General features: G+C 70.1%; 16 protein-coding genes. 9 read left to right on the forward strand and 7 right to left on the reverse strand.

Annotation, left to right across the window (positions count from 1 at the left end; all coding sequences use genetic code 11):
• Positions 1-41: 41 nt before the first annotated feature.
• Positions 42-1052, reverse strand: a complete 1011-nt coding sequence (locus ACIBUY_RS30100) for an aldo/keto reductase (RefSeq protein WP_365575542.1) — start codon at positions 1050-1052, stop codon at positions 42-44.
• 201 nt (positions 1053-1253) lie between these two features.
• Here ACIBUY_RS30100 and ACIBUY_RS30105 point away from each other — a divergent pair, with 201 nt between their 5' ends.
• Positions 1254-2135, forward strand: a complete 882-nt coding sequence (locus tag ACIBUY_RS30105) for a helix-turn-helix transcriptional regulator (RefSeq protein WP_399154277.1) — start codon at positions 1254-1256, stop codon at positions 2133-2135.
• Between the two features lie 102 nt (positions 2136-2237).
• A complete protein-coding gene (locus ACIBUY_RS30110) occupies positions 2238-3440 on the forward strand; it encodes a PotD/PotF family extracellular solute-binding protein (RefSeq protein WP_399154278.1) in 1203 nt (400 codons plus the stop codon).
• Here the strand turns inward: ACIBUY_RS30110 and ACIBUY_RS30115 are convergent.
• The 4 genes from ACIBUY_RS30115 to ACIBUY_RS30130 form a co-directional block, all read right to left on the reverse strand.
• Positions 3382-3660: a hypothetical protein gene (locus ACIBUY_RS30115; protein ID WP_399154279.1), complete on the reverse strand. Its 279-nt coding sequence runs from the start codon at positions 3658-3660 to the stop codon at positions 3382-3384. The genes ACIBUY_RS30110 and ACIBUY_RS30115 overlap by 59 nt on opposite strands.
• 133 nt (positions 3661-3793) lie before the next feature.
• Positions 3794-4942 carry a serine hydrolase domain-containing protein gene (locus ACIBUY_RS30120; protein ID WP_365575554.1) on the reverse strand — a complete coding sequence of 383 codons (1149 nt, stop codon included), beginning with the start codon at positions 4940-4942 and terminating at the stop codon, positions 3794-3796.
• A 140-nt stretch (positions 4943-5082) separates the two neighbouring features.
• Entirely contained in the window at positions 5083-5769 is a 687-nt protein-coding gene (locus tag ACIBUY_RS30125) for a glycerophosphodiester phosphodiesterase (RefSeq protein ID WP_365575558.1), read from the reverse strand.
• 43 nt (positions 5770-5812) lie between these two features.
• A complete protein-coding gene (locus ACIBUY_RS30130; RefSeq protein WP_399154280.1) occupies positions 5813-6856 on the reverse strand; it encodes an adenosine deaminase in 1044 nt (347 codons plus the stop codon).
• Positions 6857-6981: 125 nt separating this feature from the next.
• Between ACIBUY_RS30130 and ACIBUY_RS30135 the strand changes: the two genes are divergently transcribed.
• Complete coding sequence (locus ACIBUY_RS30135) at positions 6982-7524, forward strand: DUF4190 domain-containing protein (protein WP_399154281.1); 543 nt, start codon at positions 6982-6984, stop codon at positions 7522-7524.
• A gap of 12 nt (positions 7525-7536) precedes the next feature.
• Here the strand turns inward: ACIBUY_RS30135 and ACIBUY_RS30140 are convergent, their stop codons facing one another.
• Positions 7537-8085 carry an NADAR family protein gene (locus ACIBUY_RS30140; RefSeq protein WP_399154282.1) on the reverse strand — a complete coding sequence of 183 codons (549 nt, stop codon included), beginning with the start codon at positions 8083-8085 and terminating at the stop codon, positions 7537-7539.
• Positions 8086-8303: 218 nt separating this feature from the next.
• On the opposite strand from ACIBUY_RS30140, the gene ACIBUY_RS30145 reads away from it, so the two are divergent.
• The 6 genes from ACIBUY_RS30145 to ACIBUY_RS30170 all read left to right on the forward strand — a co-directional run bounded on the left by ACIBUY_RS30145 (position 8304) and on the right by ACIBUY_RS30170 (position 15544).
• The gene (locus ACIBUY_RS30145) at positions 8304-9809 is read left to right on the forward strand and encodes a gamma-aminobutyraldehyde dehydrogenase (RefSeq protein WP_399154283.1); all 1506 of its coding nucleotides are present in this window, start codon (positions 8304-8306) and stop codon (positions 9807-9809) included.
• A 78-nt stretch (positions 9810-9887) separates the two neighbouring features.
• The gene (locus ACIBUY_RS30150) at positions 9888-11141 is read left to right on the forward strand and encodes a spermidine/putrescine ABC transporter substrate-binding protein (protein ID WP_365575572.1); all 1254 of its coding nucleotides are present in this window, start codon (positions 9888-9890) and stop codon (positions 11139-11141) included.
• Positions 11142-11207: 66 nt separating this feature from the next.
• Entirely contained in the window at positions 11208-12371 is a 1164-nt protein-coding gene (locus ACIBUY_RS30155) for an ABC transporter ATP-binding protein (protein WP_365575575.1), read from the forward strand.
• Positions 12368-13297: an ABC transporter permease gene (locus ACIBUY_RS30160; protein ID WP_365575578.1), complete on the forward strand. Its 930-nt coding sequence runs from the start codon at positions 12368-12370 to the stop codon at positions 13295-13297. Before ACIBUY_RS30155 ends, ACIBUY_RS30160 begins: the two co-directional genes overlap by 4 nt.
• A complete protein-coding gene (locus ACIBUY_RS30165) occupies positions 13297-14094 on the forward strand; it encodes an ABC transporter permease (protein WP_399154284.1) in 798 nt (265 codons plus the stop codon). Before ACIBUY_RS30160 ends, ACIBUY_RS30165 begins: the two co-directional genes overlap by 1 nt.
• Positions 14095-14116: 22 nt before the next feature.
• A complete protein-coding gene (locus ACIBUY_RS30170) occupies positions 14117-15544 on the forward strand; it encodes an NAD(P)/FAD-dependent oxidoreductase (RefSeq protein ID WP_399154285.1) in 1428 nt (475 codons plus the stop codon).
• Positions 15545-15548: 4 nt separating this feature from the next.
• On the opposite strand, the gene ACIBUY_RS30175 is transcribed toward ACIBUY_RS30170, so the two are convergent.
• A complete protein-coding gene (locus tag ACIBUY_RS30175) occupies positions 15549-15920 on the reverse strand; it encodes a DUF4440 domain-containing protein (protein WP_399154286.1) in 372 nt (123 codons plus the stop codon).
• Positions 15921-15965: the final 45 nt, after the last annotated feature.

The raw sequence follows: 15965 nt of genomic DNA on the forward strand, positions 1-15965 counted from the left end.
GGTACAGGGCCGGCATGGCCCGGTACAGGGGTGGTATCCCCTCAGCCGAGGTACGCCAGGTCCTCCGGCGTCAGGACCAGGCTCGCGGCCTGCGCCCAGTCCGCCACCTGCTCCGGCCCGCGCGCTCCCGCGATCGCCCCGGTCACCCCGCGTCGCGCGAGCGTCCACGCGATCGCGGCCGAGCCGACGGAGACGCCGTGCCGCTCGGCGACCGTACGCAGCCGCTCCACGATCTGCAGGTTGCGGTCCAGGTCCCGGGTGAAGTCCGGGTGCGTACGCCGCCAGTCACCGGCGTCGAGGCTCGCCGCCCGCTCCTTGCTGAACGTGCCGGACAGCAGCCCCGAGTGCAGCGGCTGGTACACGATCACGCCCGTACCGTGGTCCGCCGCCCAGTCGATCTCCGGCTCGGCGGCGCGGTTGATCAGGGAGAGCGGCGGCTGGATCGCGTCGACCGGGGCGACGGCCGCGGCCGCGGCGAGCAGCGCCGGGTCGTGGTTGGACAGGCCGATGGCGCGGACCTTGCCCTCCTTCTTCAGGTCGGCCATCGTCTGCCAGTACTCCTCGACGGGCGTGACGATCACGTCCGCCGCGGCACCGGAGCCGTCGCCGTCCCAGTCGAGCGAGGCGCCCGTGTCCGGCCAGTGCACCTGGTAGAGGTCGATCGTCTCGACGCCGAGCCGGCGCAGCGAGTCCTCGACCTCGCGGCGCACGCTGTCGGCCCGCATGATGCGCTTGGGTGCTTCGGCCGGGTTCTCGGGGTCCCAGACGAGACCCGCCTTCGTGAACACGAACGGCCGCTCGCTCTCGGGCAGTTGGGCGATCGCCTTGCCGACGACCTCCTCGGAGTGCCCGAGGCCGTAGACCGCGGCCGTGTCGATCCAGTTCACGCCGGCCTCGACGGCGGCGTGCACGGTCGCGATCGAGCGGGCGTCGTCCTGACCGCCCCAGGAGAAGCGCCAGCCCTCGCCGCCGAAGGCCCAGCTGCCGAGGCCGATCGGGGAGAGGTGCAGGCCGGTGGTGCCGAGTTCGCGGTGGGGGAGAGTGCGGTTCACAGTCATCTTCGTATGTCCTCAAGTGAAGGTCCCGAGAGTGGCTCTCGGGTTCGTCGTGCTGTCTGTCGTGGTCTGGCGTGCTGTCTGTCGTGCTGACGAGGAAGACTTTGCGCCCCGGGCAACACCCCCTGGCAGGCACAGCTGTGAGGGGGGAAAGAATGGACCACCCACGCGGCGCCCCGAGCGGTGATACTCGTCGCCATGGACTCCACTGGCTCCACCGACTCCGCCCACGCCGCGATCGAGCGCCGCGCCGAACTGAGCCAGTTCCTGCGCACCCGCAGGGCCCGCCTGCGCCCCGCGGACGTCGGTCTCGTGTCGTACGGGCAGCGGCGCGTGCCGGGTCTGCGGCGCGAGGAGCTCGCGCAGCTCGCGGGTGTCAGCGTCGAGTACTACGTACGCCTGGAGCAGGGCCGCAATCCGCACGTGTCGGACAGCGTCCTGGAGGCCGTCGGGCGCGCCCTGCGCCTGGACGCCGCCGAGCAGGATCACCTGCGCAACCTCGCCCGCCCCGACCGCGCCAGGCCCGCCGCCCGTGCCCGCTCCACGTCCCTCGCGCCCGAGCCCGTACGCCCCGCCCTGCAGCGCCTGATCGACGCCCAGCCGGGCCCCGCCTACCTGTGCGGCCCGCTCACCGAGGTCGTCGCCTGGAACGCGCAGGCCGTCGCGGTCTTCGGCGACTTCGGCCAACTCCCCGACGAGCAGCGGAACTTCGCTTACCTGATCTTCCTCGACGAGGCCTATCGGGCGCTCTTCGCCGACAGCTGGCAGGAGAAGGCGGAGTCGACGGTCGGCCTCCTGCGGGTCAGCGTGGGCCGGCACCCGGACGACCCCGCCCTCGCCTCGCTCATCGGCACGCTCGCCATGAAGAGCGAGGAGTTCGGCGCGCTCTGGGCCCAGCAGGACGTCCACGAGAAGGCGGCCGGACAGTACGCGCTCAGGCACCCCGTCGTCGGCCCCCTCGACCTCGACTTCGAGATCCTGCACCTGCCCGAGGCCGAACGCGTCCTGGTCAGCTACCTTCCGACGCCCGGCACGGACGCCGCCGAGAACCTCGGGCTGCTCGCCAGCTGGACCGGCTGAGCCCTTTTCGCGGCGCGGGATCGACAGGGTGTCGGCTGCGGGGCGGTGGGCTCGACGCAGCGTCCATTGCCCCAGGCGGCGGCGCGACGGCATCCTGCGTGCGTGCGAGCCAACCACCTTTCCCCCCAGGTCACCCGTCGTTCCCTGCTGCGCGCCCTGGGCGGTGGTGCGGGGGCGCTCGCGGTCGGCGCGCTCGCCACCGGCTGCGGCGTCCCGGCCGCGTACGTGGAGCCCGGCGACCGCGCGGCCCAGGACCTGTCCGCCTCCGACAAGCGGCTGACCTGGGCGAACTGGCCGCTCTACATCGACGTGGACGACGACAATCCGTCGAAGCGGCCGACCCTGGACGCGTTCCGGAAGCAGAGCGGGATCTCGGTCAAGTACACCGAGGAGATCAACGACAACGACGAGTTCTTCGGCAAGATCAGCCCGTCGCTGATGAACCACCAGAAGACCGGCCGCGACCTCATCGTCATCTCCGACTGGATGTGCGCCCGCTTCGTCCGCCTCGGCTGGGTCCAGGAGATGGACCGCGCCCGCCAGCCGAACGTCACCAAGTACCTGGACCCGCTGCTGCGTTCACCGGCCTTCGACCCCGGCCGCAAGTACACCGTGCCGTGGCAGTCGGGCATCACCGGCATCGCGTATAACAAGCGCAAGCTGGGCCGCGAGATCAAGCACGTCTCCGACCTGTGGGCCGACGACCTGAAGGGCCGCGTCACCCTCCTGTCCGGCCTCGACGAGTCCTTCGCGCTGCTGATGCAGGGCAACGGCGTCGACATCACCAAGTGGACCCCCGACGACTTCCACCAGGTCTGCGACCAGGTCGAGAAGCTCGTGAAGACGAAGCACATCCGCCGCTTCACCGGCAACGACTACATCAAGGACCTCTCCAGCGGCGACGTCCTGGCCTGCCAGGCCTACAGCGGCGACGTGATCCAGCTCCAGGCCGACGACCCGGACATCGAGTTCGTCGTGCCGGAGGAGGGCGCCGAACTGTGGGCCGAGTCCCTGATGATCCCCAACCTCGCCGACCACAAGGCCAACGCCGAGAAGCTGATCGACTACTACTACCAGCCCGAGGTCGCCGCAGAACTCGCCGCCTGGGTCAACTACGTCTGCCCCGTCCCCGCCGCCCGCGAGGTCCTCGCCTCCTCCAAGGACAAGGACACCGCCGAACTCGCCGAGGACCCGCTGGTCTTCCCGGACGACGCGATGCGGTCCCGGCTCGCGATCGCCCGCGACATCAAGGCCTCGGAGCGGACGGAGTTCGCGAAGCGGTGGAACGCGATCGCGGGGTTGTAGGCGGGTTCAGCCTCCGGCGCCGCAGGGCCCGCCCCATCAGCGCCGCCGACACAAGGCCCGGCCCCATGTGCACGGCCAGTACGCCGAAGAGGCTGGGGCCGCCCCAGTCGTTGCGGTACGACGCCGGGTCGGACCAGTCGACGACGAAGGGTTCCGCGATGCCGCGGACGATCAGATAGAGCCCCAGTACGGACGCCAGGACCACGCCGAGTCGCTTCATGACGGTCTCCTCGATCCCGGGGCCCGCCGGTGTGACCCCTCGTGATCGAGACTAGGAACGCGCCCGGCGGCGTACCAGGACGATTCCCTCCGTCCTCGCTGGGGGATATCCCCCAGCGCTCGGCCCGCCCCCGTCAGTGCGCGTTCTTCGCCGCCGCCAGCACGATGCGCAGGGCCGTGGGGTTCATCCCCTCGCCCTTGGCGTCGGTGGCGTTGACCGAGTAGACGACCGTCCTCGACAGGTCCCGGGTCGCGGCCATCGCGGCCGCATATCCGTAGCGCGAACCGGACTTGCCCCAGTACGCCTTCCCGTCGAGCTCGATCCGCTGCAGGCCCGCGCTCATCGTGGCCCCCTCGACGTGCGCGGGCAGCGTGAACATCTCCTTCAGCTGCGGCCCGGGCACGATCCGGCCCTGGAACAGGCGGGTGAGCAGCCGCTCCAGGTCCGCCGTCGTGGAGATCATGTCGCCCGCGGCCCAGCGGTCGGACTGCACCCAGTCCGTGACGTCCACGAACTTCCCGTCCTCCAGCTGGTAGCCGAGGTTGTGCGGGCCGTGCAGACGCGGGTCGTCGCCCGGGAAGTACGTGTGCCGCATGCCCGCGGGGCGCAGCACGAGCCGCGTCGCCACCTCCTCGTACGCGTGCCCGGTCACCTTCTCGATCAGGAGGCCGAGCACCGTGTAGTTGATGTTGAGGTAGTCCTGCTGCGTGCCCGGTGCGAACTCGGGGCCCTTGGCGAGCGCGGTGGCGACCACGTGCTCGGGTGTCATGACGTCGAAGCGGTGCGCGTACACGTCGGCGAACGCGTCGCCCCAGCCGTCGCCGGCCTTGATGCCGCTGGTGTGGTTGAGCAACTGCCGTACGGAGATGGGCCGGTGGAAGGCGGTGCCGCGGAAGAGGTCGGGCAGATAGCGCTGCACGGGCGCGTCCAGGTCCACCCTGCCGTCGGCCGCGAGCCGCAGCACGGTGGCCGCGGTGACCACCTTCGTGGTCGATCCCGCCCGGAACTCGGCGTTTTCCAGGGCCTTCGCGCCCGACGTCAGATCCCGTACGCCCGCCGCGCCGTGCCAGGAGCCGCCCTTGCCGCCGACGCGCACGAGGGCGGCGGTGGCGTCGTCGCTCGGCAGCCCGGCGAGTGCCTCGGTCAGTGCCCGTGCGTCGGGCGCCGGGTAGGCGTGGGCGACGGCGGCGGGGCGGGCCTGCGCGGGGATCGCGGTGAGCGGGACGGCGACCGCGCCGAGGGCGAGTGCGGTGGACAGAGCGAGGGCGACGCGGTGCTTCAAGGGAGCCTCCTGGTACGGGAGTTGACCCGGTCGGGCCGACGCTCACCATCCTTGGCGGCGCCCGCCCGGCGAAGATCGTCGCGGGGGAGGAGGCGGACCCTGGACCTGTCCGAGGGCGACCCCCTAGGGGGCCGCCGCTCTCAACCCTGAAGTTCGCGCAGCTCCGTGAGGACGTCGACGCGGTTGGTGGTGATCGAGTCGACGCCCGCGTCGAGGAGGCGCCGCATGGAGCGCTTCGTGTCCGGGGTCCAGGCCGAGACCAGGTAGCCCTCCCGGTGGACCGCGGCCGCCAGGTCCGAACTCACCAGCGGGAAACGGTAGTTGAGCCAGCGCGGGCGCACCGCCTTGAGCAGTGCGGCCCGCGGCGGGGCCAGGGTCGTCCAGGTCAGGGCGATCTCGGCGGCCCGGTCCGCGGCACGGACCTTCAGCATCGCCTCCGCGCCCGCGCAGTAGTAGGCGCGCTCCTCGGCGCCGCAGTCCCGCACGACACCGACGATCGTGCGGACCGCCCGGGCGTCCGCGCCAGGCAGGTCGACCATGATCCGGGCGTCGCCGGTCGCGGCCAACGCCTCGGCCAGCGCAGGGACTCCGCCCTCGGTCAGCCCGCGCACCTCGTCGGCGGAGAGCGCGGACAGCGGGCGGTCGTGCCCCCACAGGCGCTTGAGCGAGGAGTCGTGCAGGAGGACGGGGACGCCGTCGCGGGTCAGTCGGACGTCGATCTCCACCGCGTCCGCGCCCCGTTCGAGCGCGGAGCGCAGGGACGGGAGGGTGTTCTCGCGGACGCGGTAGGGATCGCCTCGGTGGGCCACGGCAGTCACGGTGCGCATGGCCATCATTGTGGTGCCAGGTGTGGCGTCAGGTGCGGTGCGGTTACGCGTCGGCGAGCCAGGCGTCGGTGTACGTGTCGATCTCCGTGGCGATCCGGGCCTGGCCGGGCTCGTCGAGGAACGAGGCGTGCACCGCGTTCTTCGCCAGCTCCGCGACGCCCCGCTCGTCCAGGTCGAGGAGGCGGGCCGCGACCGCGTACTCGGTGTTGAGGTCCGTGGAGAACATCGGCGGGTCGTCCGAGTTGATCGTGACCGTCACGCCCGCGTCCACGAACTGCTTCAGCGGGTGCTCCTCCAGCGTCTTCACGGCGCGCGTCGCGATGTTCGACGTCGGGCACACCTCGAGCGGGATGCCGTGCTCGGCGAGGTGCGCGAGCAGCTTCGGATCCTGGGCCGACGACGTGCCGTGGCCGATGCGCTCGGCACGCAGCTCGCGCAGCGCGTCCCACACCGTCTCCGGTCCCGTCGTCTCGCCGGCGTGCGGTACGGAGTGCAGGCCCGCCGCGATCGCCCGGTCGAAGTGCGGCTTGAACTGCGGCCGGGACACCCCGATCTCGGGTCCGCCGAGCCCGAACGACACCAGGCCCTCGGGGCGCAGCGTGTCGTCCGTCGCGAGTCGCGTCGTCACGTCGGCCGACTCCAGGCCCGCCTCGCCGGGGATGTCGAAGCACCAGCGCAGCACCGTGCCGAACTCGGACTCGGCGGCCTTGCGCGCGTCCTCGATCGCGTCCATGAAGGCACGCTCGTCGATGCCGACCGACGGCTTCACCGACGAGTACGGGGTGATGGTCAGCTCCGCGTACCGCACGTTCTGCCGGGCCATGTCGCGGGCCACCTCGTAGGTGAGCAGGCGCACGTCCTCCGGGGTGCGGATCAGGTTGACGACCGACAGGTACACGTTGATGAAGTGCGCGAAGTCCCTGAAGTTGAAGAAGTCCGCGAGGGCCTCGGGGTCCGTGGGCACCTTCGAGTCGGGGTGCCGGGCGGCGAGGGCCGAGACGATCCTGGGTGAGGCCGAGCCCACGTGGTGGACATGGAGTTCTGCTTTGGGCAGTCCGGCGATGAAGGTCTGCAGGCTCTGGCTCATGGATTCCTCCCCAGGAACTTCGGTGATCGGCTGATCGGGGTCCGGGTCATCGTATGAGGCCCGTACGATGCCCCGGAACGCGAGGCCCTTGAGGGACCGGGACGAAGGAACGGGCGGCGTGCCACATGGCTGACGACAGCACGCCGCAGGGAAGCGACCCCTGGGCGCCGCCGAGCATGAAGAAGGACGTGCACGAGCAGCAGACCGTGACGTCCATGCCGCAGACACCGCTGCCACCGCAGACGCCGTACGCGGCCGCGCCCGCTGCGGTGCCCGTGCCGCCGCCCCCGGTCTCGCCCGCGGGCCCCGGCCTGCCGTCGTACGGGGCCTACGTGGCACCCGGTGGTCAGCAGGGCTACGCGTACCCGCCGCAGCAGGCCGCGTACGGCTGGCCCGGCGGTGGGATGCAGATGCCGCCGAGCAACGGTCTCGGCACCACGGGGATGGTGACCGGCATCGTCTCCGTGGCCACGTTCATGGCGTGGCCGGCCGCCATCGTCCTCGGCATCCTCGGCATCGTCTTCGGCGCCATCGGCCACTCCAAGGCGAAGCGGGGCGAGGCGACCAACGGCGGCCAGGCGCTCGCCGGGATCATCTGCGGCTCCATCGGACTCGCCCTCGCCGTCGGGTTCTTCGGGCTGATCATCTGGTCCGCCGGGCGGGGCTGACACCGCCCCGCGTCAGCGCAGCCGCGCCCTGGCCTCCATCAGCGCGAACCCCAGCAGGTTCGGCCCGCGCCAGCGCTCCGGGTCCTGCGCGGCCGGATCGTCCGCGGTGAGCCCGATGCCCCATATCCGGTCCACGGGGCTCGCCTCGACCAGCACACGCTCGCCGGTGCCGACCAGGAAATCCCTGAGCTCCGGGTCCGAGCCGAACTTGTGGACGCTGCCCTCGACGACCAGCGCGAACCGCTCCCGCTCCCACACCGCGTCGTCGAACCCGCGCACGAGGCGCCCCGCATTCTTCGCCTGCGACGGGTGCCCGGCCTCGATCGCCTGCCGCTCCGCCTCGGCGTCACCGAAGAGCCGGGCCTTGCCCGCCATCATCCAGTGCTCCGCCGTCGCGTACTCCACACCCGCCACCGTGAACGGCGACGGCCACCACTGACTGAGACAGCTCGCCCCCAGCGAACCGTCCTTGTGCGGCGTGTGGCCCCAGAAGTGCAGGTACTTGATCCGCGCCCCCGCAGCCAGGGCCGCGACGAGCGCATCCCTGCTGTTGATCTCCATGCACGGCAGTGTGGCAGGCACCACTGACACTCCGTCCTGGGTTTTCCAGGAGGACTCGACACCTGGTCGACAGATTCCGTCGCGTAACCAAAAGGCAACAACGGAATCACTTGTTGGACTACCGGTGCTCTGTCAGGATCGGCACTCAAATCGAGCTGGAGCCACGCCGGTACCCGCCCAGCGGGACGTCGGCGGAGGAGAGCGAGAGCGAGAACCTGATGCACAACCCCTTCCCCGCGCAGGACCGGTTCGCCGACGGCGCGAACTTCATCGCCGGCCGACTGGCCCGGGGCACCTCGGGGCGCACCCACGCGGTCGTCGACCCGGCCACCGGCAAGGACGTGTACACGTACGAACTCGCGGGCACCGCCGACGTGGACGCCGCCGTCGCGGCCGCCCGTGACGCCTTCCCGGGCTGGGCGGGCGCGACGCCGGGCGAGCGGTCCGACGCGATGCACGCGTTCGCGGGGGTGCTCGCCGAGCGGGCCGAGGAGTTCGCGCAGGCGGAGTCGCTGCAGTGCGGCAAGCCGATCAAGCTGAGCCGCGAGTTCGACGTGCCGGGGACCATCGACAACACCGCGTTCTTCGCGGGCGCCGCCCGCCACCTGCAAGGCCAGTCGGCGGGCGAGTACAGCGGCGACCACACGTCGTACGTACGCCGTGAGCCCATCGGCGTCGTCGGCTCCATCGCGCCCTGGAACTACCCGCTGCAGATGGCCGCCTGGAAGGTGCTGCCCGCGATCGCCGCCGGGAACACCATCGTCCTCAAGCCCGCAGAGCTGACCCCGCTCACCTCTCTGCTGTTCGCGCAGGCCGCCACCGAGGCCGGCATCCCCGACGGCGTCGTGAACGTCATCACCGGCGCCGGCCGCGACGCGGGCGAGCACCTCGTCGGCCACCCCGACGTCGCCATGACCTCCTTCACCGGCTCCACCGGCGTCGGCAGGCGCGTCGCCGAGATCGCCACCGCCACCGTGAAGCGGCTGCACCTGGAGCTCGGCGGCAAGGCCCCCTTCGTCGTGTTCGACGACGCGGACCTGGAGGCGGCCGTGCACGGCGCCGTCGCGGGAGCCCTCATCAACACCGGGCAGGACTGCACCGCCGCCACGCGCGCGTACGTCCAACGCCCGCTCTACGAGGCGTTCGTCGAGCAGACGGCCGCCCTGATGGAGACCGTGCGGCTGGGCGACCCGTTCGCCGACGACACCGACCTCGGCCCGCTCATCTCGCACGCCCAGCGCGACCGCGTCGCCGCCTTCGTGGACCGAGCACGCGGCTACGCGCGCGTGGTGACCGGCGGCGAGGCCCTCGACCACCCCGGCGCCTACTACAAGCCGACCCTGATCGCGGACGCCGCGCAGGACAGCGAGATCGTCCAGTCCGAGATCTTCGGCCCGGTCCTCGTCGTGCTGCCCTTCGACAGCGACGAGGAGGGCATCCGCCTCGCCAACGACACCCCCTACGGACTCGCCGCCTCCGCCTGGTCGAGAGACGTCTTCCGCGCGAACCGCGCCACCCGCGAGATCAAGGCGGGCTGCGTCTGGATCAACGACCACATCCCGATCCTCAGCGAGATGCCCCACGGCGGCTACAAGGCGTCCGGCTTCGGCAAGGACATGTCCGCCTACTCCTTCGAGGAGTACACGCAGATCAAGCACGTCATGTTCGACAACACCGCGGTGGCCCGCAAGGACTGGCACCGCACGATTTTCGGGGACCGATAGCAAGTTGGCCGCCCGACCAGCGGCCGCCCTCCACATATGAAGGCTCCCGTAAGGGACTCCCGAAAGGGCACCACGCGCATGGAGCAGTACGAGCCAGACCGCCTCAGCCCCGCCCAACTGGCCGCCATGCAGCGCAGCTTCAGGAACGGCAGGGCCGCCCTGTCCCGCCGTTCCCTGCTGCGCGCCTCGGCGGGCGGTGCGCTCGCCGTCGGCGGTGCGGGACTGCTGAGCGGCTGCGGCATCCCCGCCGCGAGCACGTCCAAGGGCGGCGTCTCGTCCGAGGACCACTCGGCCAAGGAGAAGACGATCAACTTCTCCAACTGGACCGAGTACATCGACATGAGCGACGACGAGAAGCACCGGCCCACCCTCGACGCGTTCACCAAGCGAACCGGCATCTCGGTCAAGTACACCGAGGACATCAACGACAACGTCGAGTTCTTCGGCAAGATCAAGCCGCAGCTCGCGGCCGGCCAGGACACCGGCCGCGACCTCATGGTCCTCACCGACTGGCTCGCCGCCCGCCTCATCCGCTACGGCTGGGTGCAGAAGCTCGACCCGGCGCACCTCCCGCACGCGTACACCAACCTGGCCGGCCAGTTCCGCAACCCGGACTGGGACCCGGGCCGCGCCTACTCCTACCCGTGGACGGGCATCGCGACGGTCATCGCGTACAACACCAAGGCCACCGACGGCCGCGAGATCACCTCCGTCTCGCAGCTGCTCGACGATCCCAAGCTCAAGGGCAAGGTCGGCCTGCTGTCGGAGATGCGCGACACCGTCGGCATGACGCTGCTCGACCTCGGCAAGGACCCGCGCAGCTTCAAGGCCGACGACTTCGACGCGGCGATCGCCCGCGTGCAGAAGGCCGTCGACAGCAAGCAGGTGCGCCGCTTCACCGGCAACGACTACATAGGCGACCTCAGCAAGGGCGACCTCGCGGCCTGTCTCGCCTGGGCCGGTGACGTCGTCCAGCTCCAGGCGGACAACCCGGACGTCAAGTTCGCGATCCCGGACGCCGGTTACCTCACCTCGACCGACAACCTGCTGATCCCGAACCGCGCACGGCACAAGACCAACGCCGAGAAGCTCATCGACTACTACTACGAGCCCGCCGTCGGCGCCGAACTCGCCGCCTGGATCAACTACGTGACCCCGCTCGACACCGCCGTCGTCAAGCCCGAACTCGCCAAGATCGACAAGGACGTCGCGAACGACACGCTGATCGTCCCCGACAAGGCCATGGCCGCGAAGGCACACGCCTTCCGCTCGCTGAGCGCGAAGGAAGAGACGGCCTTCGAGGAGAAGTTCGCCAGGCTCACCGGCGGCTGAGCCGCACCCCATCCCCTCCAGGCCCCTGCCCCCAGACTCCTTGGACTCACCATGACGGTTTCTTCGATGCTCGAGAAGAGCGACCACGGCGGCGACGTCCGTCTCACCGGGATCAGCAAGACGTACGACAACGGCTTCCGGGCCGTCCAGCCGCTGGACCTCACCGTGCCCGAGGGCTCGTTCTTCGCCCTGCTCGGCGCCTCCGGCTGCGGCAAGACGACAACTCTCCGCATGATCGCGGGACTTGAGGAACCGACGACCGGCACCGTGATGCTCGGCGACCAGGACGTCACCAACCTGCCGCCCTACAAGCGCCCGGTGAACACCGTCTTCCAGTCGTACGCGCTCTTCCCGCACCTCGACATCTTCGAGAACGTCGCCTTCGGCCTGCGCCGCCGGGGCATCAAGTCGGTGAAGAAGCAGGTCGAGGAGATGCTCGACCTGGTGCAGCTCGGCGAGCACAAGCGCAAGAAGCCGCACCAGCTCTCCGGCGGCCAGCAGCAGCGCGTCGCCGTCGCCCGCGCCCTCATCAACCACCCCAAGGTGCTCCTGCTCGACGAGCCGCTCGGCGCCCTCGACCTCAAGCTGCGCCGCCAGATGCAGCTGGAGCTCAAGCGCATCCAGACCGAGGTCGGCATCACCTTCATCCACGTCACGCACGACCAGGAAGAGGCCATGACGATGGCCGACACCGTCGCCGTGATGAACCAGGGCCGCGTCGAGCAACTCGGCGCCCCCACCGACCTGTACGAGAACCCGGGCTCCACGTTCGTCGCCAACTTCCTCGGCACCTCGAACTTCATCGAGGCCGAGATCGCGGGCCGCGCGGGCGACGACCTCACGCTCAGGGCGGGCGACGGCAAGCTCGTCCTGCCCGCCGGGCGATGTACCGCCGCCACCGCCACCGGGGGCAAGGTCCTCCTCGGCGTACGCCCCGAGAAGATCTCCCTCACCCACGCCGACGACGCCGCGCGGATACCCGACGGCCGCAACCGCATCACCGGCCGCATCGCCGACTCGTCCTTCATCGGCGTCTCCACGCAGTACGTCGTCGACAGCCCGCTCTGCGACGCGTTCGAGGTCTACGCCCAGAACATCGAGCGCGACGCCCGGCTCGTGCCGGGGGCCGAGGTCGTCCTGCACTGGAACCCCGCGCACACCTTCGGCCTCGACGCCGCACAGGACGCAGAGGCGGGCGTGGAGAAGGTCTCGGAGGACGCCACCGCATGAGCGCGACACTCACCGAGGCACCCCCCGCGCCCGCGGAGGACGACAAGCCCCGCAAGACCAAGCGGCGCGGCCGCCTCGTCCCGTACTGGCTGCTGCTCCCCGGCATCCTGTGGCTGGTCGTCTTCTTCGCCCTGCCGATGATCTACCAGGCCTCGACCTCCGTACAGGAAGGGTCACTCGAGGACGGCTTCAAGGTCACCTGGCACTTCGCGACGTACTGGGACGCGCTGTCCGAGTACTACCCGCAGTTCCTGCGCTCGGTCCTGTACGCGGGCCTGGCCACGGCCCTGTGCCTGCTGCTCGGCTACCCGCTGGCCTATCTGATCGCGTTCCGCGCGGGCCGCTGGCGCAACGTCATCATGATCCTGGTGATCGCCCCGTTCTTCACCAGCTTCCTCATCCGTACGCTCGCCTGGAAGACGATCCTGGCGGACGGCGGCCCGGTGGTCGGCGCCCTCAACTCCCTGCACGTCCTGGACGTCACGGCCTGGCTCGGCATGACCGAGGGCGACCGCGTCCTCGCGACACCGCTCGCGGTCGTGTGCGGACTCACGTACAACTTCCTGCCGTTCATGATCCTGCCGCTGTACACGTCGCTGGAGCGCATCGATCCCCGGCTGCACGAGGCCGCGGGCGACCTGTACGCGTCCCCGGCCACCACCTTCCGCAAGGTGACCTTCCCGCTGTCGATGCCCGGCGTCGTCTCCGGGACGCTGCTCACCTTCATCCCGGCGGCCGGCGACTACGTGAACGCCGATCTGCTCGGCTCCACCGACACCCGCATGGTCGGCAACGTCATCCAGACGCAGTTCCTGCGCATCCTCGACTACCCGACGGCGGCGGCCCTTTCCTTCATCCTCATGGCGGCCATTCTCCTCATGGTCACCTTCTACATTCGCCGTGCCGGAACGGAGGACCTGGTCTGATGCGCTTGCGTTGGCTGCGGAAAAACCTGGTGGTCATTGCGGGCCTGCTCACGCTCGCCTACCTCCTCCTCCCGAACGTCGTCGTCACGGTCTTCTCCTTCAACAAGCCGAAGGGCCGCTTCAATTACGAGTGGCAGCAGTTCTCGCTCGACGCCTGGAAGAATCCGTGCGGCGTCGCCGACATGTGCGGCTCGCTCTCGCTGAGCCTGCAGATCGCGGTCTGGGCGACGATCGGCGCGACGATCCTCGGCACGATGATCGCCTTCGCGCTCGTGCGGTACCGCTTCCGCGCACGGGGCGCGGTGAACTCGCTGATCTTCCTGCCGATGGCGATGCCCGAGGTCGTGATGGCGGCCTCGCTGCTCACGCTGTTCCTCAACATGGGTGCTCAGCTGGGCTTCTGGACGATCCTCATCGCCCACATCATGTTCTGCCTGAGCTTCGTCGTGACGGCGGTGAAGGCGCGTGTGATGTCGATGGACCCGCGCCTGGAACAGGCCGCGCAGGACCTTTACGCGGGCCCCGTGCAGACCTTCGTCCGCGTCACGCTGCCGATCGCGGCGCCGGGTATCGCGGCGGGCGCGCTGCTCGCCTTCGCGCTCTCCTTCGACGATTTCATCATCACGAATTTCAACGCGGGCTCGACCGTCACCTTCCCCATGTTCGTCTGGGGTTCGGCACAGCGCGGGACGCCCGTTCAGATCAATGTCATCGGTACGGCCATGTTCCTGGTCGCCGTACTGTTGGTGCTCGCCGGAATGATCGTCGGCAAGCGAAAGAACAAAGTAAGTTCCTGAGCATTTCGAGGGAGTTGGAATCATGGCCGCTGGCGCCATGAATCGAAAGGCCGCGTCGTTGAAGTCTCTCGCCGACGCCAAGCCCGTCTCGTACTGGCTGGACGACCCCGGCCGCCCCGAGCCCCGCCCCGCCCTCACCGGCGACGAGCACTGCGACCTGCTGGTCGTGGGCGGCGGTTACAGCGGCCTGTGGACCGCGCTCATCGCCAAGGAGCGCGATCCCGGCCGGGACGTGGTCCTGGTCGAGGGCAAGGAGATCGGCTGGGCCGCCTCCGGGCGCAACGGCGGGTTCTGCGCCGCCTCCCTCACGCACGGCACGGCCAACGGCCTCGCGCGCTGGCCGAAGGAGATCAAGAAGCTGGAGGAGCTCGGCGCCGCCAACCTCGACGCCATCGAGGCCGCGGTCGCCCGCTACGGGATCGACTGCGACTTCGAGCGCACCGGCGAGCTGGACGTGGCCACGCAGCCGCACCAGGTCGAGGAACTGCGCGAGTTCCACGCGGAGTTGACCGAGGCGGGGCTCGCCGACGGCCTGGAGCTGCTGGACGCGGAAGAGGTCCGGGAGCAGGTCGCGTCCCCCACCTTCCTCGGTGCGCTCTACGACCGCGAGGGCGTCGCCATGCTCCATCCGGCGAAGCTCGCCTGGGGCCTCAAGCAGGCCTGCCTCGACCTCGGCGTACGCATCTACGAGCACACGCCCGCGACGAAGCTGGCCTCGAACGAGACCGGCGTTGCGGTCCGCACCCCGTACGGCCGGATCTTCGCCGACCGGGCGGCGCTCGGCACGAACGTGTTCCCGTCCCTGGTCAAGCGCGTGCGCTCGTACACCGTCCCGGTCTACGACTACGCGCTGATGACGGAGCCGCTGACCGCCGACCAGCTCGCGTCGATCGGCTGGAAGAACCGGCAGGGCCTCGGCGACTCGGCCAACCAGTTCCACTACTTCCGGCTGTCCGCCGACAACCGCATCCTGTGGGGCGGCTACGACGCGATCTACCCGTACGGCGGCCGGGTCCGCGAGGAGTACGACCACCGGCCCGAGACGTACGCGAAGCTCGCCGACCACTTCTTCACCTGCTTCCCGCAGTTGGCGGGCCTGCGGTTCACGCACGCGTGGGGCGGCGCCATCGACACGTGCTCGCGCTTCTCGGCGTTCTTCGGCACGGCCCACGGCGGGCGGGTCGCCTACGCCGCCGGATACACGGGCCTCGGCGTCGGCGCGACCCGCTTCGGCGCCGACGTGATGCTGGACCTGCTCTCCGGCGAGCGCACGGAGCGTACGGAACTGGAGATGGTCCGCTCCAAGCCGCTCCCGTTCCCGCCGGAGCCGTTCGCGTACACCGGCATCGCCCTCACGAAGTGGTCGCTGGCCCGCGCCGACGACAACGGGGGCCGGCGGAACCTGTGGCTGAAGGCGATGGACTCGGTGGGCCTGGGCTTCGACAGCTGACGCGTCACTCCTCGGTGAGCGTCCCCTGATGGAAATACAGCCGCCACCCGGCCTCCGGGTGGCGGCGCCACAACGAGCTGCGGTTGGACCGCCGCCCCTTGTAGTCCAGGTGGTACGTGAGGTGAACCACCCCGTCGGTGAGCAGCGCGCCCGTCATCCGCGTGACCTCGACGCTTCCCTCGGGCTCTTCGGACACCGCCCCTGTCACCTGGAGGATCGACGTGGCGTCCCACCGCGTCCCCGACGCCCCGAACTCGACGAACCCCGGTTCCTGCAGCGCGCGCACCGCCTCGTCGGACGCCCGCACGGCCGGGTCGAGCAGGCGCAGTTCGCCGTCGATCGCGGCCTGGATCTGAGCCTGCTCGTCCTTGTTCATGCGCCGAAAACTAGGTGATCACGCCGCCGGTGATCAACCGGCGTA

The sequence above is a fragment of the Streptomyces sp. NPDC050085 genome (genome assembly GCF_044460595.1).
In the GTDB taxonomy this organism is placed as follows: Bacteria; Actinomycetota; Actinomycetes; order Streptomycetales; family Streptomycetaceae; genus Streptomyces.

Bases quoted from the DNA above. Each gene is read 5' to 3' on its own strand.
- ACIBUY_RS30105 (WP_399154277.1), top strand. From the start codon at position 1,254: ATGGACTCCACTGGCTCCACCGACTCCGCCCACGCCGCGATCGAGCGC.
- ACIBUY_RS30115 (WP_399154279.1), bottom strand. From the start codon at position 3,660: ATGAAGCGACTCGGCGTGGTCCTGGCGTCCGTACTGGGGCTCTATCTG.
- ACIBUY_RS30125 (WP_365575558.1), bottom strand. From the start codon at position 5,769: ATGCGCACCGTGACTGCCGTGGCCCACCGAGGCGATCCCTACCGCGTC.
- ACIBUY_RS30130 (WP_399154280.1), bottom strand. From the start codon at position 6,856: ATGAGCCAGAGCCTGCAGACCTTCATCGCCGGACTGCCCAAAGCAGAA.
- ACIBUY_RS30135 (WP_399154281.1), top strand. From the start codon at position 6,982: ATGGCTGACGACAGCACGCCGCAGGGAAGCGACCCCTGGGCGCCGCCG.
- ACIBUY_RS30140 (WP_399154282.1), bottom strand. From the start codon at position 8,085: ATGGAGATCAACAGCAGGGATGCGCTCGTCGCGGCCCTGGCTGCGGGG.
- ACIBUY_RS30145 (WP_399154283.1), top strand. From the start codon at position 8,304: ATGCACAACCCCTTCCCCGCGCAGGACCGGTTCGCCGACGGCGCGAAC.
- ACIBUY_RS30150 (WP_365575572.1), top strand. From the start codon at position 9,888: ATGGAGCAGTACGAGCCAGACCGCCTCAGCCCCGCCCAACTGGCCGCC.
- ACIBUY_RS30155 (WP_365575575.1), top strand. From the start codon at position 11,208: ATGCTCGAGAAGAGCGACCACGGCGGCGACGTCCGTCTCACCGGGATC.
- ACIBUY_RS30160 (WP_365575578.1), top strand. From the start codon at position 12,368: ATGAGCGCGACACTCACCGAGGCACCCCCCGCGCCCGCGGAGGACGAC.
- ACIBUY_RS30165 (WP_399154284.1), top strand. From the start codon at position 13,297: ATGCGCTTGCGTTGGCTGCGGAAAAACCTGGTGGTCATTGCGGGCCTG.
- ACIBUY_RS30170 (WP_399154285.1), top strand. From the start codon at position 14,117: ATGGCCGCTGGCGCCATGAATCGAAAGGCCGCGTCGTTGAAGTCTCTC.
- ACIBUY_RS30175 (WP_399154286.1), bottom strand. From the start codon at position 15,920: ATGAACAAGGACGAGCAGGCTCAGATCCAGGCCGCGATCGACGGCGAA.